The 23,368-nt window shown below is 67.5% G+C and carries 20 protein-coding genes and 6 pseudogenes; 17 read left to right on the forward strand and 9 right to left on the reverse strand.

Features of this window, described 5'->3' with window-relative positions:
- Positions 1–8: 8 nt before the first annotated feature.
- Positions 9–650, forward strand: a complete 642-nt coding sequence (locus ACFZP7_RS00065) for a ScbR family autoregulator-binding transcription factor (protein ID WP_385633390.1) — start codon at positions 9–11, stop codon at positions 648–650.
- A 404-nt stretch (positions 651–1,054) separates the two neighbouring features.
- Here the strand turns inward: ACFZP7_RS00065 and ACFZP7_RS00070 are convergent, their stop codons facing one another.
- Positions 1,055–1,702: an SMI1/KNR4 family protein gene (locus ACFZP7_RS00070; RefSeq protein ID WP_385633392.1), complete on the reverse strand. Its 648-nt coding sequence runs from the start codon at positions 1,700–1,702 to the stop codon at positions 1,055–1,057.
- A 133-nt stretch (positions 1,703–1,835) separates the two neighbouring features.
- Between ACFZP7_RS00070 and ACFZP7_RS00075 the strand changes: the two are divergent.
- A pseudogene (locus tag ACFZP7_RS00075) lies at positions 1,836–2,588 on the forward strand (transposase family protein).
- A gap of 110 nt (positions 2,589–2,698) precedes the next feature.
- A complete protein-coding gene (locus tag ACFZP7_RS00080) occupies positions 2,699–2,950 on the forward strand; it encodes a hypothetical protein (protein ID WP_031022335.1) in 252 nt (83 codons plus the stop codon).
- A gap of 214 nt (positions 2,951–3,164) precedes the next feature.
- Here the strand turns inward: ACFZP7_RS00080 and ACFZP7_RS00085 are convergent, their stop codons facing one another.
- Positions 3,165–4,643, reverse strand: coding sequence for a protein kinase domain-containing protein (locus ACFZP7_RS00085; protein ID WP_385633394.1), 1,479 nt, complete (start codon positions 4,641–4,643; stop codon positions 3,165–3,167).
- A gap of 699 nt (positions 4,644–5,342) precedes the next feature.
- On the opposite strand from ACFZP7_RS00085, the gene ACFZP7_RS00090 reads away from it, so the two are divergent.
- From ACFZP7_RS00090 to ACFZP7_RS00115, 6 genes and pseudogenes are all read left to right on the forward strand, one after another.
- Positions 5,343–5,984, forward strand: coding sequence for an HAD family hydrolase (locus tag ACFZP7_RS00090; protein ID WP_385633396.1), 642 nt, complete (start codon positions 5,343–5,345; stop codon positions 5,982–5,984).
- A 105-nt stretch (positions 5,985–6,089) separates the two neighbouring features.
- A pseudogene (locus ACFZP7_RS00095) lies at positions 6,090–7,277 on the forward strand (helix-turn-helix domain-containing protein).
- A 417-nt stretch (positions 7,278–7,694) separates the two neighbouring features.
- Positions 7,695–7,853: a hypothetical protein gene (locus ACFZP7_RS00100; protein ID WP_385633397.1), complete on the forward strand. Its 159-nt coding sequence runs from the start codon at positions 7,695–7,697 to the stop codon at positions 7,851–7,853.
- Positions 7,850–8,224, forward strand: coding sequence for a DUF6415 family natural product biosynthesis protein (locus ACFZP7_RS00105; RefSeq protein ID WP_385633399.1), 375 nt, complete (start codon positions 7,850–7,852; stop codon positions 8,222–8,224). Before ACFZP7_RS00100 ends, ACFZP7_RS00105 begins: the two co-directional genes overlap by 4 nt.
- A complete protein-coding gene (locus tag ACFZP7_RS00110) occupies positions 8,221–8,433 on the forward strand; it encodes a hypothetical protein (protein WP_385633401.1) in 213 nt (70 codons plus the stop codon). The genes ACFZP7_RS00105 and ACFZP7_RS00110 overlap by 4 nt, the downstream gene beginning before the upstream one ends.
- Before the next feature lie 183 nt (positions 8,434–8,616).
- Entirely contained in the window at positions 8,617–9,066 is a 450-nt protein-coding gene (locus tag ACFZP7_RS00115) for a DUF6228 family protein (protein ID WP_385633403.1), read from the forward strand.
- 25 nt (positions 9,067–9,091) lie between these two features.
- On the opposite strand, the pseudogene ACFZP7_RS00120 reads toward ACFZP7_RS00115, so the two are convergent.
- A pseudogene (locus tag ACFZP7_RS00120) lies at positions 9,092–9,561 on the reverse strand (IS5 family transposase); the annotation flags it as partial.
- A gap of 66 nt (positions 9,562–9,627) precedes the next feature.
- Here ACFZP7_RS00120 and ACFZP7_RS00125 point away from each other — a divergent pair.
- On the forward strand, positions 9,628–10,014 hold the full coding sequence (locus tag ACFZP7_RS00125; protein ID WP_385633405.1) for a barstar family protein: 387 nt from the start codon (positions 9,628–9,630) through the stop codon (positions 10,012–10,014).
- 76 nt (positions 10,015–10,090) lie between these two features.
- Here the strand turns inward: ACFZP7_RS00125 and ACFZP7_RS00130 are convergent, their stop codons facing one another.
- The gene (locus tag ACFZP7_RS00130) at positions 10,091–10,543 is read right to left on the reverse strand and encodes a hypothetical protein (protein WP_385633407.1); all 453 of its coding nucleotides are present in this window, start codon (positions 10,541–10,543) and stop codon (positions 10,091–10,093) included.
- Between ACFZP7_RS00130 and ACFZP7_RS00135 the strand changes: the two are divergent.
- Together ACFZP7_RS00135 and ACFZP7_RS00140 are read left to right on the forward strand one after the other, a co-directional pair.
- Positions 10,478–10,696, forward strand: a pseudogene (locus ACFZP7_RS00135) (transposase); the annotation flags it as partial. The gene ACFZP7_RS00130 and the pseudogene ACFZP7_RS00135 sit on opposite strands and share 66 nt — an antisense overlap.
- Positions 10,697–11,021: 325 nt before the next feature.
- A complete protein-coding gene (locus ACFZP7_RS00140) occupies positions 11,022–11,606 on the forward strand; it encodes a transposase (protein ID WP_385633408.1) in 585 nt (194 codons plus the stop codon).
- A gap of 238 nt (positions 11,607–11,844) precedes the next feature.
- On the opposite strand, the gene ACFZP7_RS00145 is transcribed toward ACFZP7_RS00140, so the two are convergent.
- The 3 genes and pseudogenes from ACFZP7_RS00145 to ACFZP7_RS00155 all read right to left on the reverse strand — a co-directional run.
- Positions 11,845–15,081 carry a tetratricopeptide repeat protein gene (locus ACFZP7_RS00145; RefSeq protein ID WP_385633410.1) on the reverse strand — a complete coding sequence of 1,079 codons (3,237 nt, stop codon included), beginning with the start codon at positions 15,079–15,081 and terminating at the stop codon, positions 11,845–11,847.
- A gap of 378 nt (positions 15,082–15,459) precedes the next feature.
- Entirely contained in the window at positions 15,460–15,747 is a 288-nt protein-coding gene (locus ACFZP7_RS00150) for a trypco2 family protein (protein ID WP_385633412.1), read from the reverse strand.
- 166 nt (positions 15,748–15,913) lie between these two features.
- A pseudogene (locus tag ACFZP7_RS00155) lies at positions 15,914–16,177 on the reverse strand (alcohol dehydrogenase catalytic domain-containing protein); the annotation flags it as partial.
- Positions 16,178–17,615: 1,438 nt separating this feature from the next.
- Here ACFZP7_RS00155 and ACFZP7_RS00160 point away from each other — a divergent pair.
- The 3 genes from ACFZP7_RS00160 to ACFZP7_RS00170 all read left to right on the forward strand — a co-directional run bounded on the left by ACFZP7_RS00160 (position 17,616) and on the right by ACFZP7_RS00170 (position 19,754).
- The gene (locus tag ACFZP7_RS00160; protein WP_385633414.1) at positions 17,616–18,314 is read left to right on the forward strand and encodes a nitroreductase family protein; all 699 of its coding nucleotides are present in this window, start codon (positions 17,616–17,618) and stop codon (positions 18,312–18,314) included.
- 75 nt (positions 18,315–18,389) lie between these two features.
- Positions 18,390–18,947 (forward strand): 6-phospho-3-hexuloisomerase, encoded by a 558-nt coding sequence (gene hxlB, locus ACFZP7_RS00165; protein ID WP_385633416.1) that lies wholly within the window; start codon positions 18,390–18,392, stop codon positions 18,945–18,947.
- 63 nt (positions 18,948–19,010) lie between these two features.
- Positions 19,011–19,754: a triose-phosphate isomerase gene (locus ACFZP7_RS00170; protein ID WP_385633418.1), complete on the forward strand. Its 744-nt coding sequence runs from the start codon at positions 19,011–19,013 to the stop codon at positions 19,752–19,754.
- 238 nt (positions 19,755–19,992) lie between these two features.
- On the opposite strand, the pseudogene ACFZP7_RS00175 reads toward ACFZP7_RS00170, so the two are convergent.
- Both ACFZP7_RS00175 and ACFZP7_RS00180 read right to left on the reverse strand, forming a co-directional pair.
- A pseudogene (locus ACFZP7_RS00175) lies at positions 19,993–20,223 on the reverse strand (ATP-binding protein); the annotation flags it as partial.
- Between the two features lie 32 nt (positions 20,224–20,255).
- Entirely contained in the window at positions 20,256–21,083 is an 828-nt protein-coding gene (locus ACFZP7_RS00180; RefSeq protein ID WP_385633420.1) for a helix-turn-helix domain-containing protein, read from the reverse strand.
- 111 nt (positions 21,084–21,194) lie between these two features.
- On the opposite strand from ACFZP7_RS00180, the gene ACFZP7_RS00185 reads away from it, so the two are divergent.
- Positions 21,195–21,971, forward strand: a complete 777-nt coding sequence (locus ACFZP7_RS00185; RefSeq protein WP_385633422.1) for an alpha/beta fold hydrolase — start codon at positions 21,195–21,197, stop codon at positions 21,969–21,971.
- 296 nt (positions 21,972–22,267) lie between these two features.
- A complete protein-coding gene (locus tag ACFZP7_RS00190) occupies positions 22,268–23,080 on the forward strand; it encodes an HD domain-containing protein (protein ID WP_385633424.1) in 813 nt (270 codons plus the stop codon).
- Positions 23,081–23,368: the final 288 nt, after the last annotated feature.

The following is a 23,368-nucleotide window of genomic DNA, read 5'->3' on the forward strand; positions in this document are numbered from 1 at the left end:
AGGGCAACGTGCCGGCACAAGAACGAGCGATCCGCACACGCCAGAACATCATGCTGGCCGCCGCCACAGTCTTCAACGAACGCGGCTACAAAGCCGCCACCATCGCCGACATCCTCACCACCGCAGGCGTCACCAAAGGCGCCCTCTACTTCCACTTCCCCTCCAAAGACGACCTCGCCCAAGAAGTCCTCGCCACACAGAACCGCAACCTCACCATCCCCGAACGCCCCTCCAAAACCCAAGAACTCATCGACGTCGTCATGCTCCACACCCACCGACTCCAGACCGACCCCATGGTCCGCGCAGCCGTCCGCCTCACCATGGACCAACTCTCCACAGAATTCGACCGCACCGGCCCCTTCCGCCAATGGGCCGACCTCACCCGCCAACGCCTCGAAAAAGCCCGCGACCAAGGCGAACTCCTCCCCCACGTCAACCCCACAGAAACCGCCGACGTCCTCGTCGGCGCCTACGCCGGCATCCAATCCATGTCCCACGCCCTCAGCGACTACACCGACCTCACCACCCGCGCCAACGCCCTCCTCCGCCACCTCCTCCCCACCATCACCCTCCCCTCCATCCTCACCTCCCTCGACCTCAACGAAAACCGCGGCGCCCACGTCTACACCGAAATCCACACCACCACCTGAACCACACCCAAAACACAAAGACGGACCGCACCTCACTGAGCCGTTTCCATCTTGATCAGGTGGCGAGTTCAAGGGCGGCGAAGGCACGGACAACAACGGTGATCCGTGTGTGCTGCAACGGAGCTCCGCACGAGCCGCCAGCATGTGCGGGTGGCCAGGGCGCGTTCGACGAGGCCGCGTATCTCGGCAGTGAACGCGGGCGTGACACCGCCGCCAGCCGCGCAGGCCCTTGCCCGGGAACGGGACGCGGACGGCATAGCCTGCGCTCTGGTATACCTGTCCGCCCAGCACTTGGTAGGGGGTCGGCGAGAGCGTCGGGGGTGCCGTGGGTCCGAGCCGCGGTCAGATCGTGCACGGCGCCAGGTAGCGCGTCCGAGGCTCAGATCCTCACTATCCGCCTCTTGTCAGGATCGATGCAGGGTCCGGTCATTGCGCAGCGGTCTGTGGTCCCAGTACAGCCTCTGCTCCTCGTCCACTACCGGCATGTTGCCGTTGAGTGGCTGGCCGGCCTCAAGAGACGTGGCGATCGCCTCCATGAGCGCTGGCAGAGACGTCCACATCTCATGTGACACGCGCATAACGCCTTCCACGGCCTCGGCCTCGTGGACGCGCCCCCGATCGATTTCGGGACGGTGGTCCAGCACGATGTGCCCTCCGCCGGGATCCCGCGCGATGGGGATCAACTGCGGGTGTCCGTACAGGACGCTGCTGAACCCGAGCTTCATGAAGTCGTTGTCTGCCTCCTTTCCTTCCTGATCCGCCTCGCACTTGTCGTAAAAGCCGGTGAGGAGTTGCCACGCAGCCGCTATCTCGCGTGCACTCATCGGTATGTAGCGCCCTGGCAGCAGTGAGCCCTGAAACTGGTTGAGGAAACCATCGTGTCGCAGCAGCGACATCACCAAAGGCTTCAGCAGCGGGTGGCCGATGACACCTTCGACTGCGGCGATGTCCGTCGGATCCGCAGGCGGTGCCAGCGCGGCGTAGGTCGCCGGCGCGTACTCTGCCAGCCAGTTCTCGATTCGCGTCCACGACTCACTGATCGGTGCGGTCATGGCGCAGCATCCTCTCAGTCAGCCGTTTCTGACCTGACGGGTGGTTGGACGTGCGGCACCGGCAGCGGCCATGAAGAAAGCTCCCGATAGACGGGTCCACGACCAAGATCACCAGTCCGCCAGGAGCTTTCGCGTGCTTGTCCACCCGTCCGGCATCGATCTGTCCAGCCGCACCCTGCAGCACCTCCCCGGTCTCCTCGCAGGGTCACCTCCGCCGCATCGGCTCCCGCCGGCGTCGCCTGACCTGCGGTCGGCAGGCCCAGCTCGTCCTGGCCCACCTGCGCTACGGCGACACCTACGCGCGCCTCGCCGCAGGCTTCCGCATCGGGACCGCCACGGCCTACCGCTACATACGCGAGGCCGTCGACCTCCTGGCCGCCCTCGCTCGAACGCTCGAACAGGCCATGGAGACCGCGCAGAAGAAGACGTACGTGATCCTCGACGGCACCGTGCTGCCGATCGACCGCATCGCCGCCGACCGCCCGTACTACTCGGGGAAGAAGAAGCACCACGCATGAACCTGCACGTGCTCGCGGATCCAGCCGGCCGTCTGATCTGGGTATCGGACGCGCTGCCCGGAGCCGTGCACGATCTGACCGCGGCCCGGGCCCACGGCACTCCCGACGCTCTCGCCGCCAACGACATCAAGTGCTGAACGGACAAGGCGTATCAGGGCGCAGGTCCTGCGGTCCGCATTCCGTCCCGAGGCAAGAGTCTGCGCAGCTGGCGCCGGCGTCACAACCACGATCACGCCAAGATCCGCAGCCTCGGCGAACGTGCCATGGCCACCCTCAAGTGCTGGCGGCTCCTGCGGAAACTCCGCTGCAGCACCACCCGGACCACCGCCAACGTCCGTGCCGTTGTCGCCCTCGAACTCGCCTCCTGATCAAGCTGGAAAGGGCTCAGTGGTCGCGGCTGTTCCGTCTGCCCTCGGAGGGGCTGCGAAGGTAGAAAGCTGAGAGCAGATATCCACTGTTCGGTCACGAGGTGGATCGTATGCAACTCCCGTTCAGGCGGGTGCGCCTCATCGGGTCCGACATCGCAATCTTCGTCATCTCGCACAGCTCGGGCAACGTGAAGGTCTTGGCTGGCCGCCCTGCTCCCGACAGCGCGCAGCGCATCAGGTTGCCTCCCGGGTACTTCGGTGGCCGGCCGTTCTTCGAAGACCTGCGGGCATACGCCACGGAGCACGAGACGATCCGGCGCATCATTGTCGACCTTGACTTTCAATACTGGACTGAGAGGTGACTGGCCCGCGGGTGTCGCCAAGTACCTCTTGAGTTGCGCGGCGGGGTCACGTGACGGCAGCGTGCCAGGATCGTCCCGGCGAGGACCTCACACATCAGTCCAGAAGCAACGGTGGTGTAGGGCTCCCCCGGCCGCCGGCGCCCGGCGCCCTGCGCCCGCTGTGCGACCCGGACGCGCCCGTGCTGGACGAGGACGACGATGGGGGCGGGCCGGACTAACCGTGGTGGTTCTGCGGCCCGGTGGAGACTGCGGCTCGGCGGGCGGCTGCGGCCAACCAGGGCCCGATGGAGCCGTCGTTGGTGAGGTCGGCGCGGTAGGCCAACGCCACGGTCAGGTAGCGGTGGGCTCTCCAGCTGTACCGCCATCGGTAGCTGCGGTAGACCTTGTCGGGACTGGGGGCGAGGCCGCCCCCGTCGCGGGCGCTCCACATGGTGAGGCGCCAGGCCCCGCCCCCGTCGCCCAAGTGCTTGTGCGCGTCCTGGGCCGTCGCCACGTCGGGGAACGCGAAGACCTGGACGCAGACGTAGACGGGGTTCTCAGGCGTGGCGTGGGGACCGGGCTGCTCCGCGTAGACGCCGACGACCACTTCTTCGGTACAGCCACGGCGCGCGAGTTCCCCGGCCAGGTCGCTGGGGCCCGCTTCACGGGAGAGGCGGGTGTCCTCGGCGATCCGGGCGAACTCGATGTCCATGTCGTTGGTAAACCGCCGCGGGAGCAGGGCGTCTGCAGTGAACGGCGTCTCGTCGGTGGAGGCGCGGTCCCAGGAGTCGGGAGAGGGCAGCCGAGGGGCCTGCTGGGTGTTGTCCATCAGGCGGGTGCGCGGGGACGGGGGCATCGTCGCGGTGGGAGCTTCCGCTGCCGCGCACGACGCCAGGAGTGCCTGAAGCCGCTGCTGTACCTGTTGCGCCGACTGGGGGCGCCGATCGGGGTCGCGCTCCAGTAGTTCGGCGACGAGCGCGGTCACCTCCGGCGGCAGGCCGGGGCGGAACGCGTCGAGGGGTGGGGCCTCCTCGTCGAGCTTGCGCCGCACGACCGCGATGCTGTTGTGCCCGGCGAAGGGCGGTCGGCCGGCGAGCATCGCGAAGAGCATCCCACCGAGTGCGTACAGGTCGGAGCGTTCGTCGCCGCGTGCCGTGAGGAACTGCTCCGGTGCGCCGTACTCCGGCGTTCCGGCTGGAGTCAGTTGGGAGGAGCGCGCCACGGTGAACGCGGCCTGGACGAACCCGGCGATCCCGAAGTCGATGACCTTCACAAGCCCGTCGCCGGTGACGATGACGTTGTGGGGCTTGATGTCGTAGTGGATGACCTGGGCCCGGTGGGCGGCCTCCAGCGCGGCGCAGACACCGCTGGCGATGGCCACGGCACGCCTCAGTGGGAAACGACTCTCAGCCTGGAGAAGCGTTGCGAGCGTCCGGCCGTTCACCTTCTCCATGACCAGGAACAGCACGTCGTCATGCACGCCCCGGTCGTACAGGGCGGCGACGTGGGGGTGGACGATCTGGGCAGCGGCGACCGCCTCGCGCTCGAACCGCCGGGGCAGGTCATCCTGGGTAATCCCGCCGAGATCCAGCAGCTTGAGCGCGACCTCACGGTGGAGCACGCGATCCCGCGCGGCCCACACCTCGCCCATGCCACCCCGGCCCAGACGGCCGATCAGCTCGTAACGGTCCGCGATCAGCTTTCCCCGCTCCACGGAGGTGAGCATACGAGACGCCTCGACACCTGCGAAGATGGCGGGTATGGCGGCCGCCATACCGTCTCTCCAGCCTCCTCGGCGCACACACGGGTTAGTCCTGGTGACAATGCCGGTGAGACCTCAGCCCACCAGGCCGCCCACCGCGGGCGGCGCGGCAGACCACACGCCTTCGAGCCGGGGAGCGGTCCGTTGACCGGGGCGACAGCGACACCACGGCGCGACTGGCTGCGTGGGAGGCGACTCAGCAGGACCTGAACGCCCATCTGCCGCCTGTCCGCGAGTCGCAGGGCCGGGTCGGTAGTTACCAGTCGTCGACGCGAGGGACTGAGGCGCTAAGGGTTGTCCCGCAATGACCTGGAGTCCCATGGCGGGGTTGGAATAGCGGCGATGCCGTGCGAGCAGTGTGCGTACTGCGCCGGAGTGATCGACACTGATGGCGCTCGGCTGGGTGCGGAGGCCGCGCGGCGGTTGGCTGAGGTGGACTGGTGTGAGATAGCTCCAGGGCTCACGGACGAAGAGTTCAGCCGGATCGAGGCGACCTATGGGTTCGAGTTCTCCCCAGAGCATCTCACCGGATAGATCAACGGGCTTCACCGTGATCAACCATGTCTGAGGCGAACCCGGAGATCATTTACGGGACAACCCTTAGGCAGACGCTTCCATCGGCGCGAGTAATCGGGGCCTAGGCTTCCGGACGTGATTGAAACCATCGTTTTCGATGTCGGCGAGACCATCACGCGAGACGACCGGTACTGGGCGTCCTGGGCCGACTGGCTGGAGGTCCCCCGCCACACCCTGTCTGCGCTCGTGGGTGCCGTCGTCGCGCGGGGGCAGGACAATGCTGACGCTCTGCGTCTCGCACGGCCAGGCATTGACGTTGCCGCCGAGTACCGCGCCCGCGAGGCCGCGGGCCGCGGCGAGACCCTGGAGGAATGCGACCTCTACAGCGACGTACGTCCTGCACTGGGCGCCTTGCGGGAGCTAGGCGTACGCGTCATCGTCGCGGGCAACCAGACAACTCGCGCGGGTGAGCTGCTGCGCAGCCTTGCCCTTCCCGCGGACCTCGTCGTCACCTCTGGCGAGTGGGGTGTCGCGAAGCCGGAACCGGGGTTCTTCCACCGGGTACTGGAGGTGGCGCAGGCTCAGCCGGACGAAACCCTGTATGTCGGCGATCACCCGGCCAACGACGTGTTCCCCGCCAAGGCGGCCGGCCTATGCGTCGCGCACATCCGCCGAGGACCCTGGGGCCACCTGTGGGCAGGCTCCCGTGACGTGGTGGCCGCAGCGGACTGGCGAATCAACAGCCTCATGGAGTTGACCGACATCGTCCGCAGCTGACCAGTGCGAAGGGCTCCCTCGGTCGAAGTCGGCGGGGCCGTTCGTGTCAACGCGGCGTGTGGACACGAGTACCTTTCGGAGTGGACGCACCGAACTGGAGTCAGTATGCCCGCACTTACGGACAGCGGAGTAGGCCGCCGGATTGCCTACTACCGCAGTGTGGTTCGCCCGAAGATGACCCAACAGCAGCTCGCCGACGCGGCCTGTGTCGCCCTCGGAACCATTCGGAAGATCGAACGGGGCGAGCGAGGCGTCACTGACGCCACCCTGGAAGCCATCGCTGACGCCCTCGGGGTAGACCCTGCCCGTCTACGGACCGACCGCGGAGCGGCGCACACGCGAGTGCATGATGCGCTGCCTGCGCTCTCTGCCGCGATCGCTGCCTACGACCTTCCCGACGACGGCCCCACTCGTCCCGTACGTGATCTGCGGGCTGCGGTCGCCGACGCCGCCAGGTGGCGACTGGCCGCCCAGTACACGCGGATTGTGCGCGCGCTCCCCGAGCTGCTGACGGAACTCGCCCGCGCCTATCACGCCGCCCCAGCTGAAGACCGTGCGGAGATCGCAGGTCTACTCGTCAGGGCCTATCGATCCGCTGACGCGGTCGCCTACAAGTTCGGGGCCCGGGACCTGTCCGCCCGTTTGATCGACCTGATGCGGTGGGCTGCCCCCGAAGCCAGCGACCCGACGTTGACCGCCACCGTGGCCTACGTGCGGACCGAGACGTTCTTCGCTGCTCAGGCTCACGAGGCCGGTCTCAGAGCCCTCGAACAGGCATTGGACGCCTCACCCTGCCCGTCGGCTACCCCAGCCATCGCAGTCCGGGGCGCACTCCACATGCGGGCAGCGGTCATCGCGGGCCGGGCGCACGACGATTCGGCAGCGACGCGACACCTGGACGAGGCCCGCGCATTCGCGGATCGTGTTCCGGAAGGCGTGTACTGGGGCACCGCCTTCGGCCCGGACTCCGTACGCGCGCACGAGGTGTCCGTCGCCGTCAGCCTGGGAGACGAACACGTCACACGGGCTCTGGATGTCGCGAGCGGGTGGAAGCCGCCCAAGGAACTGCCGGCCGAGCGACGCAGCGGCTTCTACATCGAGCTGGCCCGGGCGCAACTGTGGTCTGGGCTCGTCGACGATGCCTTCGAATCCCTGAAGGTGGCCCGGCACATTGCCCCACAGCACACCCGGGAGCACCCGTGAGTCCGTGAGGACGCTGCTCGCCTGCGCCGCCTCAAGCGCGCCGACTCGGAGACGCTCACGAACTTCGCTGAGTGGTGCGCGGCCACCTGAACTGAACCACCCCCAGCTACCCCTTGCTGGGGTACTTGTGCCTTCCGCCGGCCCCCACCATCTGTTCCACGCGCAGGAACCAGCAGATGGGAACCGTGATGCCAAACGGGCTCCGGTCCGCGCCCGCAGTCATTGAGGGGCGCGTGAGCATCGTCCGACTACACGGTGAGGCGTGCTTCGACTGCGGAGCCGTCAACCGGGCCCTGCGCGCGGCTGGGCACGTCGTGGTCAGTGGCAACAACCGCGTGTGGGAGGTCTTCACATGCGGGTGCCGCAATCGGATGGCCGCCGCGTGACCGGTGTACGGACATCCATAGACCCCGGCGGCCGGGCGAACGGCCCCGGGGCGCGGCCAACGCTCAACGAGGGAGCGCCGACACCATGAAAGCTACAGCCCGCAGAAAGCCTGGCGCCAGGATGACCTTGCACGTGTACCGGGTGACCCGGGACGGTGCGGTCACCCAGGACTTCGGCACGGTCAACGTCAAGGGCAAGGAGAATGCGCTGCCGATCCGCGATGCCTACCCTCCCTGCGAATGCCCGCGCCACCGCGCCGCCCAGGCGGCCGCCCGGTGAACGCCACCGGCCAGCCCACGGCCACCGTCCCCGCCGACCTGGAGACGATGCGCGAGACCGTGAGCGCCCTCCTCAACGCCGACGGCAACCCCGTCCTCCCGGAACCCTCCGACATGCAGGTGACGGTCCTGACCGAGCTGCTGCGCGGCCACCTGGAGGTGATGATCCGCGAGACGGAGGCGGTGACCGGGCGGCTGCCGGCCAGCATCGCGCGCTACTGCGCCCTCGCCTGCGCCGGCGAGGCCCGCGGCAAGCTCCGCGCCGCGCCCACCGCGCAGCCCGGCGGCGTCATCGCCTACGCCCGCCGCCTGGCCCGCGTGCTGGCCGCTCTGTGCGACCACTACGAACTCATGGACAGCGAGCCGAGATGACCGACGCAATGCGCCTCTGCCGGCACTGTGATCAGCCGATCACCGATCCCAAGGACGCGGTCCTGATCGCCCAGGAGGCCGGCAACTCCGGGCCCGGCTGGAACGTGCGGGCCCACCGGCGGCATGCCAACCGGACCGAGCCACACCCCGTGGCCGTCCGCGCCCTGGCCCGCATCCTGCTCACACGGGCCTTCGCCCAACGCGATTGACCGCACCACCCAGCCCCGGTGTCTGGGGCCCCATGGCGACCGCAGAGCCAGGGGCGCATCCCATAAGAGGTCCTAACAGAATGACCGCGTCGAAGCTGTGCTGAGATAACGCCGAGGGCCCGGTGTCAGGTAGGGCAACAAAACTGCTGGTCACAGGGACTCTCGCGCCCGTAGCCTGCACCTGTGATGGAGGAAGACGAGATCACCCCGGGTGTCCGCATCGGAGGTGACCGCTATCGAGCGATCAGCCTGCGCTTCCACCAGCTGACACGAGCCTTCCCCGATGAGCGTGATGATCTGATGCGCGACTTCCTCGTGGCAGCTCAAGGTGAGTCGGCGCGGATCGAGGTCATGGTGAGGACCTGGGACGGTGACGGCCTCGACGTCTTCCTTGCCGAGCTGGCAGAAGAGTTTCGAGGATGGAAGGGCGCCAGGACCTGGCGCTCTCTTGAGGACGACTTGACGCTGTCTGCCGAGCACGCAGGATCACACGTCCGATTGACCTGGGGGCTGCACGATCGTCTCCCCGACGACGAGTGGCGTTTCGAAATGACGACCAGCCATGCCCCGGGAGAGGACATGCGCCGCCTTGCCATCGAGATGCGTACCTTCTTGGAGTCAGAGCCGCTGTAGTGGGCGGAGACAGCTCGTCAGGCCTCTATGACCAGCACAGCACTCGAAGTTGTCGCTGTGTGATCAGGCTGCAGGCAAGTTTGAGCAACGCTTCGTGGATGTCGGCTCGTCGTTCCCAACGAACGCGGAGGCGTCTGAAACCGTGGAGCCAGGCGAAGGTTCGCTCGACGACCCACCGGTAGGTTCCGAGTCCACTGCCGTGAGATGTTCCGCGGCGGGCGATGGCGGGGACGACCTGGTGGGCCCGAATCTGGTCGCGGTAGATGTCATGGTCGTAGCCGCGGTCAGCGAAGACGGAATCGGGCTTGCGGCGTGGCCGCCCGACTCTGCCCGGACTGCTGAGATGGCGTCGAGCAGGGGCATGAGTTGAGTGACGTCGTTGCGGTTGCCGCCGGTGAGGATGACCGCCAGCGGGGCGCCGTGGCCGTCGGCGATCAGTTGATGCTTGGAGCCGGCCCCTCCTCGGTCAACTGGGGACGGGCCTGTCTGGAGCCCCCTTGTAAGCGGAGGCGGCCAGAATGGAGGAGACGCAGCCGCGGAACCGCACGTATCCTCCGAGCCGTGACGCCGACATACGTACTGGATGGCAGGCAGATCAGGACGCTGGAGGACTTCTGGCGAGTCATCGGCGAAGCGATCAACGGACCGGGGGGCTACTTCGGTCGAAACCTCGACGCCTTCGCTGACTGCCTCAGCGGTGGCTTCGGAGCGCCCGACGACGATGACTACGTGGTTGAGTGGCGCGACCACCAGGAGTCTCGCCAGCATCTCGGCTATCCGGAGACAGCTCGCCAGCTTGAGATCCGGTTGTCGCGCTGTCATCCCACGAACCGCCCCTCTGTAGGCGCCGACCTTACCGCCGCACGAGATGGACACGGATCCACGGTCTTTGATTGGCTGGTCGAGATCTTCGACGATTCCGCCCCTGGCGTCCTGCGACTCCAGTGACCGGTCACGATGACGCCGTGTTCAGCACGCGGGGGAGGTGGGCGTGCATGTGCTCCGTCACGACTTCGCGTCCGAGTTACTTGAGCCTGTGACCAGCAATTTTTGTGAGAGCGCAGGCCCTGTGGCGACCGCCGGCGCATCCGATGGCGATGCTGCGGGGACCGGGCAGCATCGCGTAGGACACCGGGTTGTCGATAGGTTCGCGGGCCCCGGGAGTGTTCAGGACCACGTCCTGAACACGAGGGTGAAGGCAGTCGTGGTCCAGGATGCCGCGGGCGGCTGCCGGGTCGCGGAGCCGGTCCCGAACGTCTTCGACGCGGTCAGCGGCCGGTGAGATCGGCCTGCCTGTCGGGTCCGTCGGCAGGTGAAGGTAGCCGAACGAGATCAGGCGTATCGAATGCAAGGTGGGGGCCTCCTGATTCTGGTTGGGGTTCGCTCGTGGTGTCGGTGAAGACGGGGATGCAAGCGGGGCATCCGTCCTCGCATCGCCCGCAAGGGTGTCGAATCCTCGCAGCGGCTGGGCCGGCATCGCTGGGTGGTCGAGAGAACCGTGTCCTGGCTGGCGGGCTGCCGACGCCTCCATCGGCGGTATGAACGCAAGGCCGAACACTTCCTCGCCTTCATCGGCATAGCCGCAGCCCTCATCAGCTACCGCCGACTGGCGGGTCTCCTCACGGCCTGAGCCGGTTCTGCTGCACGTCGAAACATGCCTGCATGATCGCTTGCACCCGAGAGGAGGCTTCGGACACAGGTGATCATGGCGACAGGGTCCGGGAACACTCTGGTGGCGGTGCGCAGCGCGGAGGAGCTCCACGCGGGCCGTGTGCTGGTGCTCGTGCCCTCGCTGGACTGCTGGCGCAGACCGAGGCCACGTGGCGGGAGGCGGGCCGTCGGGGGGCCGGTGATCGGGGTGTCCTCCCTGCGGGGCGAGGAGGTGTCCTTCCCCAACACCACGGACGTGAACGAGCTGGTGGAGTGGACGCGGGGCCTGGACAAGGTGACCGTGTATGCCACGTACGTATCTCGGGCTGGGCACGCTGGAGCGCGCGCACAAGGCCGGCCTTCCGGGCTGGGACCTGATCGTCGTCGATGAGGCGCACCGGGCGTCGGGGCGGCTGGGCAAGCCGTGGGCGGTCGTGCACGACAACACCCGCGTCCCCGCCCTGCGCCGCCTGTACGTGACGGCCACGCCCCGTCCGTGGCAGCTCGGGGACGACGAGGCGGCCGGCGCACCGGGCGAGCTGGTCAGGTTCGCCAAGGAGGACTGCGGCCAGTGCCCGGTCAAGTCCAGTTGCACCCGCGGCGACCGACGGCAGCTGAACTTGAACTACGCCCTGCGCGCCGGCATCGAGAGCACCGTCAACGAGTTCGTCAGCGGCCACGGCATGCGACAAACCCGCTATAGCAGCCAGACCAAGACCCACGTCCAGCACGTCTTCACCGCCATCGCCGTCAACATCGAGCGCGTCAACGCGGAACTCACGACACCAGCGGCTGAACGCCAGCTCCAAACACCCACCGCCCTCCAGAACTTCCTGGACTGGCAAGGCATCCCACGGCCAACCTCGTGGCGCACCGCAGGGAAATCCTGACCTCCAAGATCCCCGACAGCGTCACCTACTGAGGCCGACTTGCGCGCGTACCCGAAATTTCGGTGTGACTCGCCACTCAATCCAAGGCGAGTCAGCGGGGCGAAGTGGGACCGGGAAGCGCCGGCTTTCACGCGGCTCTACCGGTGGGCGGAGGTCACACCGTTTCGGTGGACAGCCGGCGCCGGACGGACCGCGCCGCGGACGCCCGCAGCGAACACGGCAAGCCACCGTTGCAGTACTACCGTTCTGTGCGGGTCTGGTCAGGCTCGCCGCGGTTGATTGGCGCACCTATGCCCGCCTTGCACTCCAGGTCCCGCTCCGCTCGGCCCATCAGCTCACGTGCCTCATCCGCGAGCTCCGTCGCCCCCGTGGCCTCGAAAGCGGCCAGGGCGAGCGGCAGGCCGTTCAGTGCTTCGGCCGGTTCGTCGATATGAATTAGGCCGAGTGCCTGGCACATCCACAGCTCACCCGCGTCGCGCTGTCCCTCCCATTGACGGACCAGGGCGACCGGCAGTCCGTCGGCATCAGTCCGCTCTTCGTAGAGGCGCACCCTGCGCAGGGCGAGCCCGAGGGCCAGCATCAACCTATCGGGCAGCGTGCCTCTCGTTGGTGGGAGCGCCTCCGTGGCTTCCTCGTACGCGGCCACCGCTTCCTCGAAGCGGCCGTCCTGAGCGAGGGTGACGCCGAGGGCGACGAGCGGCGTCACAGTCTGCTCGGGCACGCCCTTCTCCAGGCTCAGGTCTACGGCCTCCGCCGCCGCGCGGGCAGCGGCGGAGTATCGCGTCATGCGTGTCAAGGCTCCGCTCAGTTCCGTCAGCGCAGTGACCGCCATCTCGGGTTCCCCAGCGTCGACGCACAGGGCGACGGCGCTGCGGACCGCGTCTTCGCCCTCGTCCACCGCGAGAGTTCTGACCTGCGTCAATCCGATCTGTATCAGGAGCCGGGCCGCCTCCAAGGGATGCGCAGCGCTGTCCAGTCCCGAGAGCTGCTCGTCCAGCGCGTCGAGGACCTCCTCATGGCGGCCCTCCCGCGCAAGTAGGCCGCCGATCGCGAGGCGGGCCGAGAGGCTTGTCCCTTCCGTGTCCCGCAGTCCCTGCGCGAGGCTGGCGATCAGCTCGACGGCCTCGTCCTGATGTCCGGCGAGGCGCAGGACGGCGGCGAGGGACGTGCTCAACTCCGTCACTCGGTTGTGTTCGCCCAGCTCGAGTGAGAGGCCAACCGCCTCCCGGTACGCGGCCGCGGCCTCGGCCCACTCCTTGTTATCCGCGTGTAGTACGGCGCGGCGGCTCAGCGCGTCGGCCAAAGACGCGGGGTCCCTGGCCTCGCGGCCCAGGGCCACGGAGGTGTCCAGGAGGTACGGAACTTCTTCATAACGGTCGCCGAGCTGCATGAGGGACAGGCCCAGCTCGTTCAGCGCGTTGATCTCCGCGGTGGTGGCCTCGGCCTCGCGCGCGAGGGCGAGTGCCTGCCGCCCGGCCTCCACCGCCTCGCCGTAGCGTCCCGTACGCCGCAGTGCGACGCTCAGGTGGTTCCAGATTGCGGACAGCTCCGCAATGTCGTGGTCGGGCCTGCAGGACGCGATTGCCTCTTCCAGGTAGGGCACTGCTTCGCCGAACCGCTCCGCACAGCCCAGCGCTAACCCGAGAGTTTCCAGAGTGAGCGAGCGCCGGTCTGCGGCCTTCTCTGAATCCTCATAGTCCGTAGTCACAGCAGTTTTAACCGCGATCGCCGCAATGCGGATCCACTCATCGAGATGGCCGCGCTGGTGGAGGTACACATTGAGGGCGGAAGGGAGGCAGGTTGCGGTCCACTCGTGCCCGGTCTCCGCAGCCCGCCCGACGGCGGCAATCAAGTTCGGGAACTCGGTGTCGAGCCACTCGCGCGCGGCTTCCTGGTTGGGGAAGCGGTCTGTTCCGTCCGCCCTGAGCAGGGCTTCGTCAGCCGCGTCGGCCGTTTCCGTGTAGTGCTCCAGCAGGTCGCCGAGTGCGGCGTCGCGCCGCTCGGCGGAGGGGATCGGCTGGCCGGCGGCGTACTCCTTGATGAGGTCGTGCTGGGTCCAGACGCCCGCTCCGACTGGCTCGATCAAGTGCGCCAGTGCGAGCTTCCTGAGTACCTCCCGCGTTCTACGCGGTTCCATGCCGGTCAGCGCAGCTGCAGCGGTGAGTGAGAGGTAGGGCCCGGGGTTCACGGGGAAGAGCGCGAACAACAGCAGTTCGTCGGAGGTTTCTAGGCGCCCATGCGAGACTTCGAGGGCAACCTGTAACGCGGCGTCTCCTGCCTCATCCTTCAGGTGGTCCAGTCGCGCAAGCTCTTCGCTACACTGCTCCAGCTCGTTGACCAGTTCCGGCAAGGTCAGGCCGGATTCGGGGCCCAACATGCCCGCCGCGAGGTGTAGTGCAAGCGGCAGATACCCGCACAGCCCGGCCAGCCGTGCTGCCTCCTGGGGGTCACCCTCGACGCGGTTGTCGTTTGCGTTCTCGAAGCGAAGCTCGCGCTGGATCATTTCCACCGCCCCGGCCTTCGACAGCGGCTTCAGACGGAGCCTCCGCGCGCGGGGCATTCTCAGTGCATGTCGGGAAGTGACCAGGACCCGGTGGTACGTCCCGTCCGGAACCAGTGCACGCATCTGCTCGGCGTTGGCTGCATCGTCCAGGACGAGCAGCACCCTTCGGCCCTGATCGGCCAAGTCCGCGAGCATCTGGCGATACTGAGCACCTTGCCCTCCGGGCGTCGGATCGATGACGCCCTGCCAGCCGAAGGCGTGCAGCAATGGCCGGTAGAGCTGCTCGGGCCGGATGGGCGCTGGGGCACTGACGTCGTGGCCTCGCAGTTCCACGCGCACAGCACCGCCCGGGAACCAGCGCCGCCACACTGCAGTAGCCGCCGCATGTGAAGCCAGAGCGGACTTGCCGACACCAGCCATTCCGGTCACCAGCAAGACTGGAACTGATGGTCGAGCCCTGTCGTCACCCGGGGCCAGAGAGGTCAGTACGGCATCGGTCTCTTCGTCACGCCCGGCCAGGAATGTGCCCTCACCGCCGTCGGCAGAGACAGGGCATACGACTGGGGCCTGGCCGCTGTGCGCGTCCGTGCCGACGGCGGGATAGGATACGTCAGCCGTCAGCTTCTCAGCATCCGTCGGCAATCTGTGCTTGCGCAGTATTCCTTTGACGCCCGGTCGGTCGAGGAGCGCGGTGACGGGCACGGCCTTCAGCTCATCGGCCGGGTGCGGCCCGGCCCGCGCGCGGACCAGTACGCCGATCAGCCGACCTCCGCAGAACAGTGCGGCTCCCGAGGCGCCCGCCCACCAGGACGACCCCTCGCGCTGTGCGGGGACAGTGCTGTTCTGGACGTTCACAGTGAGTAGACGTGACTTCGTGTCGGTCCCCAGCTCCAGCCTGCCGCTGATCTCCTTCGTGTCGCGCAGGACTGCCGAACCATCAGGAGCGGTGGCCTGGGATGCGGGGAAACCCACGGCGTGACAGCTCCGTGGCCCCTCGTCGGTGACCACCCCCCAACGAGGCGCGGGTGAGTGAGGCATGTCCCACTCCGGCCGCTCCACATACAACAGCGCAATGTCGGGAGTACTGGTCTGGCCGGTGCCGGGGGCGGTGCCGGACTCGCCCTGTGACGAGACACGTTCTGCTGCCTGCCACTGGGCACCCCCCGAGAGGGCCAGAGGCCGCACCTCGATCCGCGCATTCCGCTGGAGGCCGCCCGCAGTATGCAGGGCGGTGAGGACTAGGTGATGTGACAGCAGATACCCAGTGCCAAAGGTGCCCCGGTCCGCCTCCCAGACCTCCACAACGCGCCCGATGTCAAAGCCCGAGACCATGTGTCTGTCTACATCCTGTCACTGCGGCCGTTCGGGCGACCTGTCCGTGATCAGCGGTCGAGCCCCGGAGCTGTCCTCCGGATCCAGGGTGATCTTCACCCGGTGGGTGGTGCCGTTGCTGTAGCCGCCCTTGGCCTCGGCGCTCCAAGGCAGCACCATCACCTTCGTGCGTGCCTCGGCGTCCTTGCGGATCTCAACGGCGAATTCCATCTCCACAGAGCCAAGCCGGAAACGGATCTGCTCGTCATGTCCGTCAGCCATGGCCTGCTGGAGTTCTGCCCGCACCGTGCTGACGACCTCGGACAACCCAGCCCACGGCTCCTGACCCATGTCTTCCCCCGCTCACGCTTTCCGGCGCCGCGACCGGCGCCCCGTACATCCCTGCATTCTGCCCGCATGACACCCAAACTCAACCGGCGCTGTGGGGTACAGGAGCCAGAACGAGCCACAGACCACTCCCAGAGCACGTCCTCCACGCGTGGGGCGCCATTCCCACTGCGACACGCGTACCTACGGGCGGCCCGGAGCCGTCGGAAGCGGCACGCACCACGACGCCGGCCGCGTCGTGACCGTGCACAGCGCCGGCCGGCCACTGGCGCACGTAATTCAGCTCTCCGAAGTTGAGACCGATGTGTCGTATCTCCACCAACGCCTCGCCGGTGGACGGTACGGGCTCATCGACATCGGCGAACCGGACGGGTCCGGCGTCACTGTGATCGACCACAAGGGCGCGCATAGGGGGTGTACATCCTTCTGTCGTGGACGTGGGTGAACACTCGGCGTGGCAACAGATCGACTGCGCAGATGCGCACCGTCGCCTTCTTGGAAGCCTACGCAGGACCGGGACAGCGGCCAGACCCGTGAGAATCAATCAGTTGACGATCTGTGTCAGTGCAACTCCCAGCGCGTCGAGCCCCGCACCCGCCCGGTGATCGACGCTGTGCCCGGCACAGGCGCGCCCGGCAACGTGTTGATCTTGAGCGTCAGCACTTCCGTCAGGCGGCGGGCTCGCGCCGGTCGGCGTTCCGGGCGACCGCTCCGACCCCGGAGTGGGCGTCGGGACCTTCATCGCGCCCATTGATCTATCGGCGTGAGGCAGCATCGTGGTCGGGCTCGCTAGCTACTGTGGCAGCCGTCACGGAGCCGGCCGCTGCGGCTGCGCTACAACTGGCTGCTCGACGGCGGGGCGGGCTGACCTGCTTCTACGGTCACGTCGTTGTGGAAGGATCCCTGTCGCAACAGCGACCACGACTTCGCCTCGTCGTTTGGCGGCACGCATGTAGCAAGGCCGCAGCCGGGAGCACGGCGAAGATGTACGCCGAGGAACGGGAGGCGCCCAGGTCCCGAGCGAGCGTGGCGGCCCGTGCCGGACCCGGGCCCGCCTTGAGGTACGCGGAATCGCACTGCTGTCCGACTGGCGTCGATGGCTCACCGGCACGAGTCCGCCGGTGTCGGCGCGGCGATTCACAGGGTGCCGACGGAGCGGACCTGACTCGACCTGCTGGCGACAAGACGACGATGGCCGTCATCTGGAACATCACTGCCATGCCGGCGAACCTCAACACCAATGCGGTGGGCGCGGTGCTGGGGGGACCATCACGTCCGGGTTGCTCCAGGACGATGGCCGTGGTACCGAACCAGACCGATCCCGCGGCCCAGGTCCTCCACGCGCCTTGGGCCTGGGCACGGTCTCAAGCTTTTGGAGCACAGTGAGGTCGACTTCTCACTGGTAGCGATGAGAGAACGGTCGGGCAAGCAGAGGCGATATGGCCAGGGGCCTGTTCTCGCCGGAGTTCCCTTGCGCACGGACACCAAGAGCAGCAGCAGGCGCACGTCTTGTGGGAAACGGGGTTCGGCGGGTGCGCCGAGCAGGCGATCGAGGCTGGGGCCGGGGGCGTGGCTGGAACGTCCCCCTGACGTTTGATCCGGACACCCACCGGGCGGACTCTTGGTATGTGCTCGACTGCGCCGGGCAGCCGTCCGCCCCGTGGGGACGAACCGTCCGATCCGCGCGCGCCACTCAACCCCAGCCATGAAGCGTGACCATTGCCGGATACCGCTGATGGCGCACCTTCCGCGAGGAAGACCGCCCGAGGCCGCCGGGGATGAGGTTCGGCGGGCTCCGGGGGCCGAAGAGGACCAGCCGCCTCGGCCAGACACATGAGGAACTCCGCATGACCGACCTTTCCGCACCTACCGATGTGCCGCCCGCCGACAGGGACGCCGTCCTGCGGATCCTGCAGACAACCCACTCGGTGCGCCGCCGCCTGGACACCGACCGTCCCGTCGACCTCCGTCTCGTGCACGCGGCACTCGAAGCGGCCCTGCAGGCTCCGAACGGCTCGAACGAGCAGCCGTGGCATTGGATCGTAGTGACCGACCCCCGCCGCCGTACCGCGCTGGCCCGCTGCTACCGCGAGGCCGCCCGGCCCTATCTCGCGATGATGACCCAACGGGTGGAGGACGGCACCGTCGGCCGCGGCGTGCTGAACGCGTCCCTGCGACTGACCGAAGTACTCGACCGGGTCCCGGTGATGATCGTTCCTTGCCTCGCATCCACGCCAGCCGACCATGTCGACCTCTTCCGCCGGCTCGGGTACGCACCGTCCGCCGAACACGCCGCCCTCTCCGTCTACTACGGGTCCATCTGGCCCGCCGTCTGGAGCCTCATGCTCGCCCTGAGAGCCCACTCCCTGGCTAGCGCGGTCACCGCCCTGCACCTCACCCGGCCGGACGATGCCAACGCGATCCTCAACCTGCCGGAAGGCGTCACCCAAGCAGCACTGCTCGCCGTCGCCCACCCCAACGGGGAATCGTTTCACCCCGCTCCTCGCCGCGCCCTCGACGCCGTTCTCCACCACGACACCTGGTAACCCGGTACACGAAAGGACCACGGGATGGTCGACCAGCACAACCAGCCAGCTCCTCCAGCTCCACTGACAGTCGGCGTGGACGGACCGCTCGCCACCGCGCGTCGCACCATCCTTCGGGAAATCGAAGCGCTGCTCACCCGCGCACGCGAGGACCAGGCCCAAGAACTCATGCAGGCGGTGTACGACGCTCCGAGGATCATGGTGCTGGGGGCGGGCCGCTCCAAACTCGCCGTCGACGCCTTCGCCATGCGTCTGATGCACCTCGGGCTGACCGCCCACGTGTCCACCGACGTCACCTGCCCGGCCATCACCGAGGGCGATCTGCTGCTGGCGTGCAGCGGGTCGGGGCACACCCCCACCGTGGTGCAGCGCGCCAAGGCGGCCAAGCAGGCCGGCGCCCGGATAGCCGTCGTGACGGCGAATCTCGAGTCGCCGCTGGCCGCACTGGCAGACATCCCCGTCCATCTCGCCGAGTACAGCCAGGACTTCGAGCCTGACGCCTCCAGCCAGTTCGTCGGCACCCTGTTCGAACAAGGCGCCCTGGTCTTCTTCGACTGCCTGATCCTCGCACTCCAGCGCGCCCACCATGTCGACCCGGGCGAGATGTACGCCCGGCACACCAACCTCGAGTGACGACCGCACCAGCGCCGACCCCGTACCGAACGGCCGCTCCGAAAACACAGGAAGGCACCCGCGATGTCCAAACGTTCCGCGCCCATCAGCTTCACCAGCACCAAGGCCCAGCTCGGCCTAACCCGTACGCGGGACTGGATCGACAGCCTGCTCCTGCCGAACGCCGAACGCCTGGCAGCCGTCTCCTTCTTCGCCTGCCTGCCCCACCCCCTGCTGCTCCCGGCCGGACAGTGGCTGCGCGGCAGCGGCATCGGCGTCGGCGCCCAGGACGTAGCGACGGCCACCGACGAGGTGACGGGCGCGGTGAGCGCTTCCCTACTGGCCGAGGTCGGCTGTTCCCACGTCATGGTCGGGCACGCCGAACGCCGCCGCGCCTTCGGCGAGACCGACCAACTTATCGCCCACAAGGTTGCCGCCGCGAGCGGGGCGGGTCTCACTCCGGTGGTGTGCGTCGGTGAGACCGACAGGCTCACCGCAGCCGACGCGGCGGAAGTGTGCTCCGCCCAGGCACGGACAGTCGTGGCCGCCGTCCCGCCGAAGCAGCCGCTGCTCTTCCTGTACGAACCGGGCTGGGCCATCGGCGGCACCGAGGCCGCTGACCCAGTGCACGCCTGTCGCGTACTCCGCGCGCTACGAGACATCACCGCCGGCCACCATGCCCGCTTCGTATATGGAGGGGCGGTCGTGCCCGGCGTCTACACCCGGCTACGCGGGGAAGGGGACTGGGACGGCGTGGCCCTGGGCCGCGCCGCCCAGGACCCGCTGCTCCTGACCGAAGCCGTAGACGAACTCGCCGTATGGCAGTGACAACCCTTCACCAGCGCAAGTTGGCTGCTGGGGGCGCCGGTCCCGGTACGACCACCCGCTCCCACACAGAGCAAGGAAGGGGAGACGCTCCGCCGGCGCCTTCCGCAGGGATCCCTGCGGGCGACCGCCCCCCTGATGTTGCAGCGAGCTCGCCGTGCGTCACCGAGCTGAGGAGGTCGGGCGGATGTCAGCCGAGTGGGCGAACGATGCCGGCTTCGAGGTCAGCGATGCGCCGGTCCTGTAAGCGGAGGTTGGAACGGGCACGGCCGTTCCGGTAGCCGACCTTATCGACTACGAGGACGCTGGACCGCAAGTAGGTGCCGAGCTTGTTCGTCAGACGCCCGGCGGCCTCTGCGGCTTTGAGGTTGCGGACCATGTCGTCGAGGTTGGTGAAGTAGATCGAGTAGCCAGCCCGGCAGGCCGAGACCGCGAAGGCGACAGCGATGTGCCATCCCGCTCCGGGAACACCAGTGCAAGTGCGTCCTTCATCAGTGAACCTACTCACGTGACGGCCAGCGTCGCCTGCCACGCGCCTGGACTCATGCCTGTCGCCTTCCGGAAGAACACTGAGAAGTTGGACGCGTCGGAGAAGCCGAGCACGTTGGCGCAGCGTGCCGCGGTGAGGCGGTCGTGAGCGAGGAGCCGTTTGGCCTCCAGAACGATCCGGTCGACGATGTACCCCTTGGCCGTGCGGCCACTGACCTGCTGCACCGCTCGCGAAAGGGTGCGGGGCGCGAATCCCAGCGCACGGGCGTAGTAACCGGCGTCTCGGTGTTCCCGGAAGTGCGCTTCGACGCTGGATCGGAACAAACGGAATACCGGATGCGAGATCCGCGCTTGGGCGTGCGGTGGCCGGAGACGGGCGATCAGCGCGGACAGCAGGATGCCTGGCAGCTCCCCCGAGATGTCCCCCGGTGGGGCGGACGCCTCAAGGAGGAGGTGGTCGCGTGCGGCGTCCACGAACGGCCAGTCGGCGTGAGGAACACTCCATTGCGCGGCCAAGTCCGGGGACGCGACGACTTCACGGGTGGCGTGAGTGACCGGAGCAGTCGGCACGAACAGCACGAGGTGTCCCGTCACGTCTGCGATGTCATCCCATCGGTGCACCGCGCCGGGCGGGATCCACACCGCGGACCGCTCCTTGAGAGGGTGCCGGAGGAAGTCCACCGTGACGGAGCCGTGCCCGGCGTCGACGACGGCGAGGACGTGGAAGTCGGCACGCTGCGTGCCACCGTCGTTCAGATCGCGAAGGTGGCCGAACGTCATCGTCTCGACCGTGTCGGCACGGGGCTCTGTCGGTTGGTAGGCCATCTGTCGGATCACGGTCATCTGTCCAGTTTCCACCATCAGGAGACCAGTCACACCGATGCTCCGCCCGGGGGCGGGAGATTCAATGAAGACATAGGCAAATCGCCCAGAACAATGACCAGGAGAGCCACGATGACTGCAACGCAGCCGGTGCTGCTGCCCGTTTACGACCATCGGCCGGGAACCGGACCCACCCTGGTGTTCCTGCACTACTGGGGCGGTTCCGCCCGCACGTGGGACCTCGTCGTCGAGCGCCTTCCGGGTCGTGACGTCCTCACGATCGACTTCCGAGGATGGAGCCGGTCCAGCGGTCTGCCCGGCCCCTACACCCTCGGTCAGCTCGCCGACGACACGCTCGCCGTACTCGCCGACGCAGGCGTCACCGATCACGTCCTCGTCGGGCATTCGATGGGGGGCAAGGTCGCGCAACTGGTCGCGGCAACCCGGCCCGCCGGCCTGCGCGGCATCGTCCTCGTCAGCTCCGGCCCGGCGAAGCCCGCGGCACAGATCACTCCCGAGTACCAGGAAGCCCTTTGCCACGCCTACGACTCCGACGAGTCTGCAGCCGGGGCACGGGATCACATCCTCACCGCGACCGAGCTGCCCGCGTCGATCAAGGCACAAGTCGCGACCGATTCGCGAGCCGGCGCCGACGCCGCCCGCATCGAATGGCCGCTCCACGGGATCGCGGAGGACATCACCGAGCACACCCGCATGATCAGCCTTCCCGCCCTCGTCGTCGCCGGAGAGAACGACCAGGTCGAACCCGTCGACGTGCTCCGCGACAACCTTGTGCCCTACCTCTCCCAGGCCGAGTTCACGGTGATACCGACCACCGGACACCTGATCCCACTCGAAGCTCCGGCCGACCTCGTCAACGCCATCACGGCCTTCGCAACGGCCGGATGACAATCTGCGCGACCTGACGACAGATCGGCCCCCTGGTCACGAGCCGGACACCCTGCCGTGCAACAGCCGTCGCGGCCGAGGGGCGCTCTCACCTCGCTACGCGCCCCCGACCGGCCGGAGCATAAGACACCCGGCCGGCCGCTGGCCGTTCCATAACCGGTGTTCAGGCGCCGGGGTCAAGGCTCCGGAGTCATCTGGCACTAACCAGGCGGTCGTTGTCATTCGCCCCCCTGTCGAACTCTCCTTGCCCTCCATAGGCTCTTCACGTCCGCACCACTGAAGAGAAAGCAACTCACATGTCTGAAAAAAACGATCACGATGCCGCAAGCGACGTCACTCGGCGGTCAGTGCTACGAAGCAGCACGGGAATTGCCGCTATCGGCGCGGCATCCCTGCTCGCCACCGCGATCTCCACTCCCCCTGTCATTGCGGCACAGGGTGACAGAGGGTCGCTTTCCCGGGACCACGCGCTGCCGGCATCGGTCGCGGGAATTCGTATCCCCAACACCGAACTGACCCGGGAAACCGTGAGGTTCGCACGAAGCGCGTCCTCTGTGACCCTTTTCAACCACGTCATGCGGACGTACCTCTACAGCGCTGTGCTCTTCGAGCGCCGAGGTATCCGCTACGACCGGGAACTTGCCTTCATCGCCGCGGTCCTGCACGACCTCGGGTTGCTGAAGACATACCAGGTACCAGGCGAACGCTTCGAAGTCGGGGGTGCGGACGCCGCGCAGAGGTTCCTCAGGAAGCACGGTGTGCCAGAAGACCGGGTTGCAGTCGTCTGGGACGCCATCGCCCTGCATACCAGCAGTAGCATAGCGAGCCGGAAAAGGCCGGAGATCGCCATGGTCTCCGTCGGATCCGCAGTCGATTTCGCCGGGCAAGGCCTTCAGCAAATACCGGCCGACGCCTTGGAGGACATACTCACCACCTTCCCCAGGGAGGATTTCAAGCAGAACGCCCGCAACACCATCCTCTCGATCTGCCGCACGAATCCTATGTCGGTGGTGATGCACCCCTTCGCCGAGGTCGGCCGTCGTCACCTCGCCGATTTCGCGGTTCCGACGGTCGAGGACATGCTGTTCGCCACGCCGTTCGAGGAGTGACGATCCGCGCGTGATTCCCGCATTCCGGTGCCGCACCTGCCTCAGCTCACAGTCCGGCTGGGAGTTGCCCTATGCCATCCGCGGCCGCTCCCATCCAGCGGCCGACGGTCCACGGCTCCAGGCCGCATCGATGCCGGGGAAGGCATGTGGCACAACCATCTTGGCGATGCTGTTCACGATGACCAGGCGTTCTTTCTGGGGTGGCCCAGCCTGGGTTCATGGCTCCACGAGGTGGCGGAAGCCATGGAGCATCATGGCCCGTCCTCCTGGTTCGGCGCGGTGTCCGCT

The organism is Streptomyces sp. SudanB5_2050 (genome assembly GCF_964272335.1).
Lineage (GTDB): Bacteria > Actinomycetota > Actinomycetes > Streptomycetales > Streptomycetaceae > Streptomyces > Streptomyces rochei.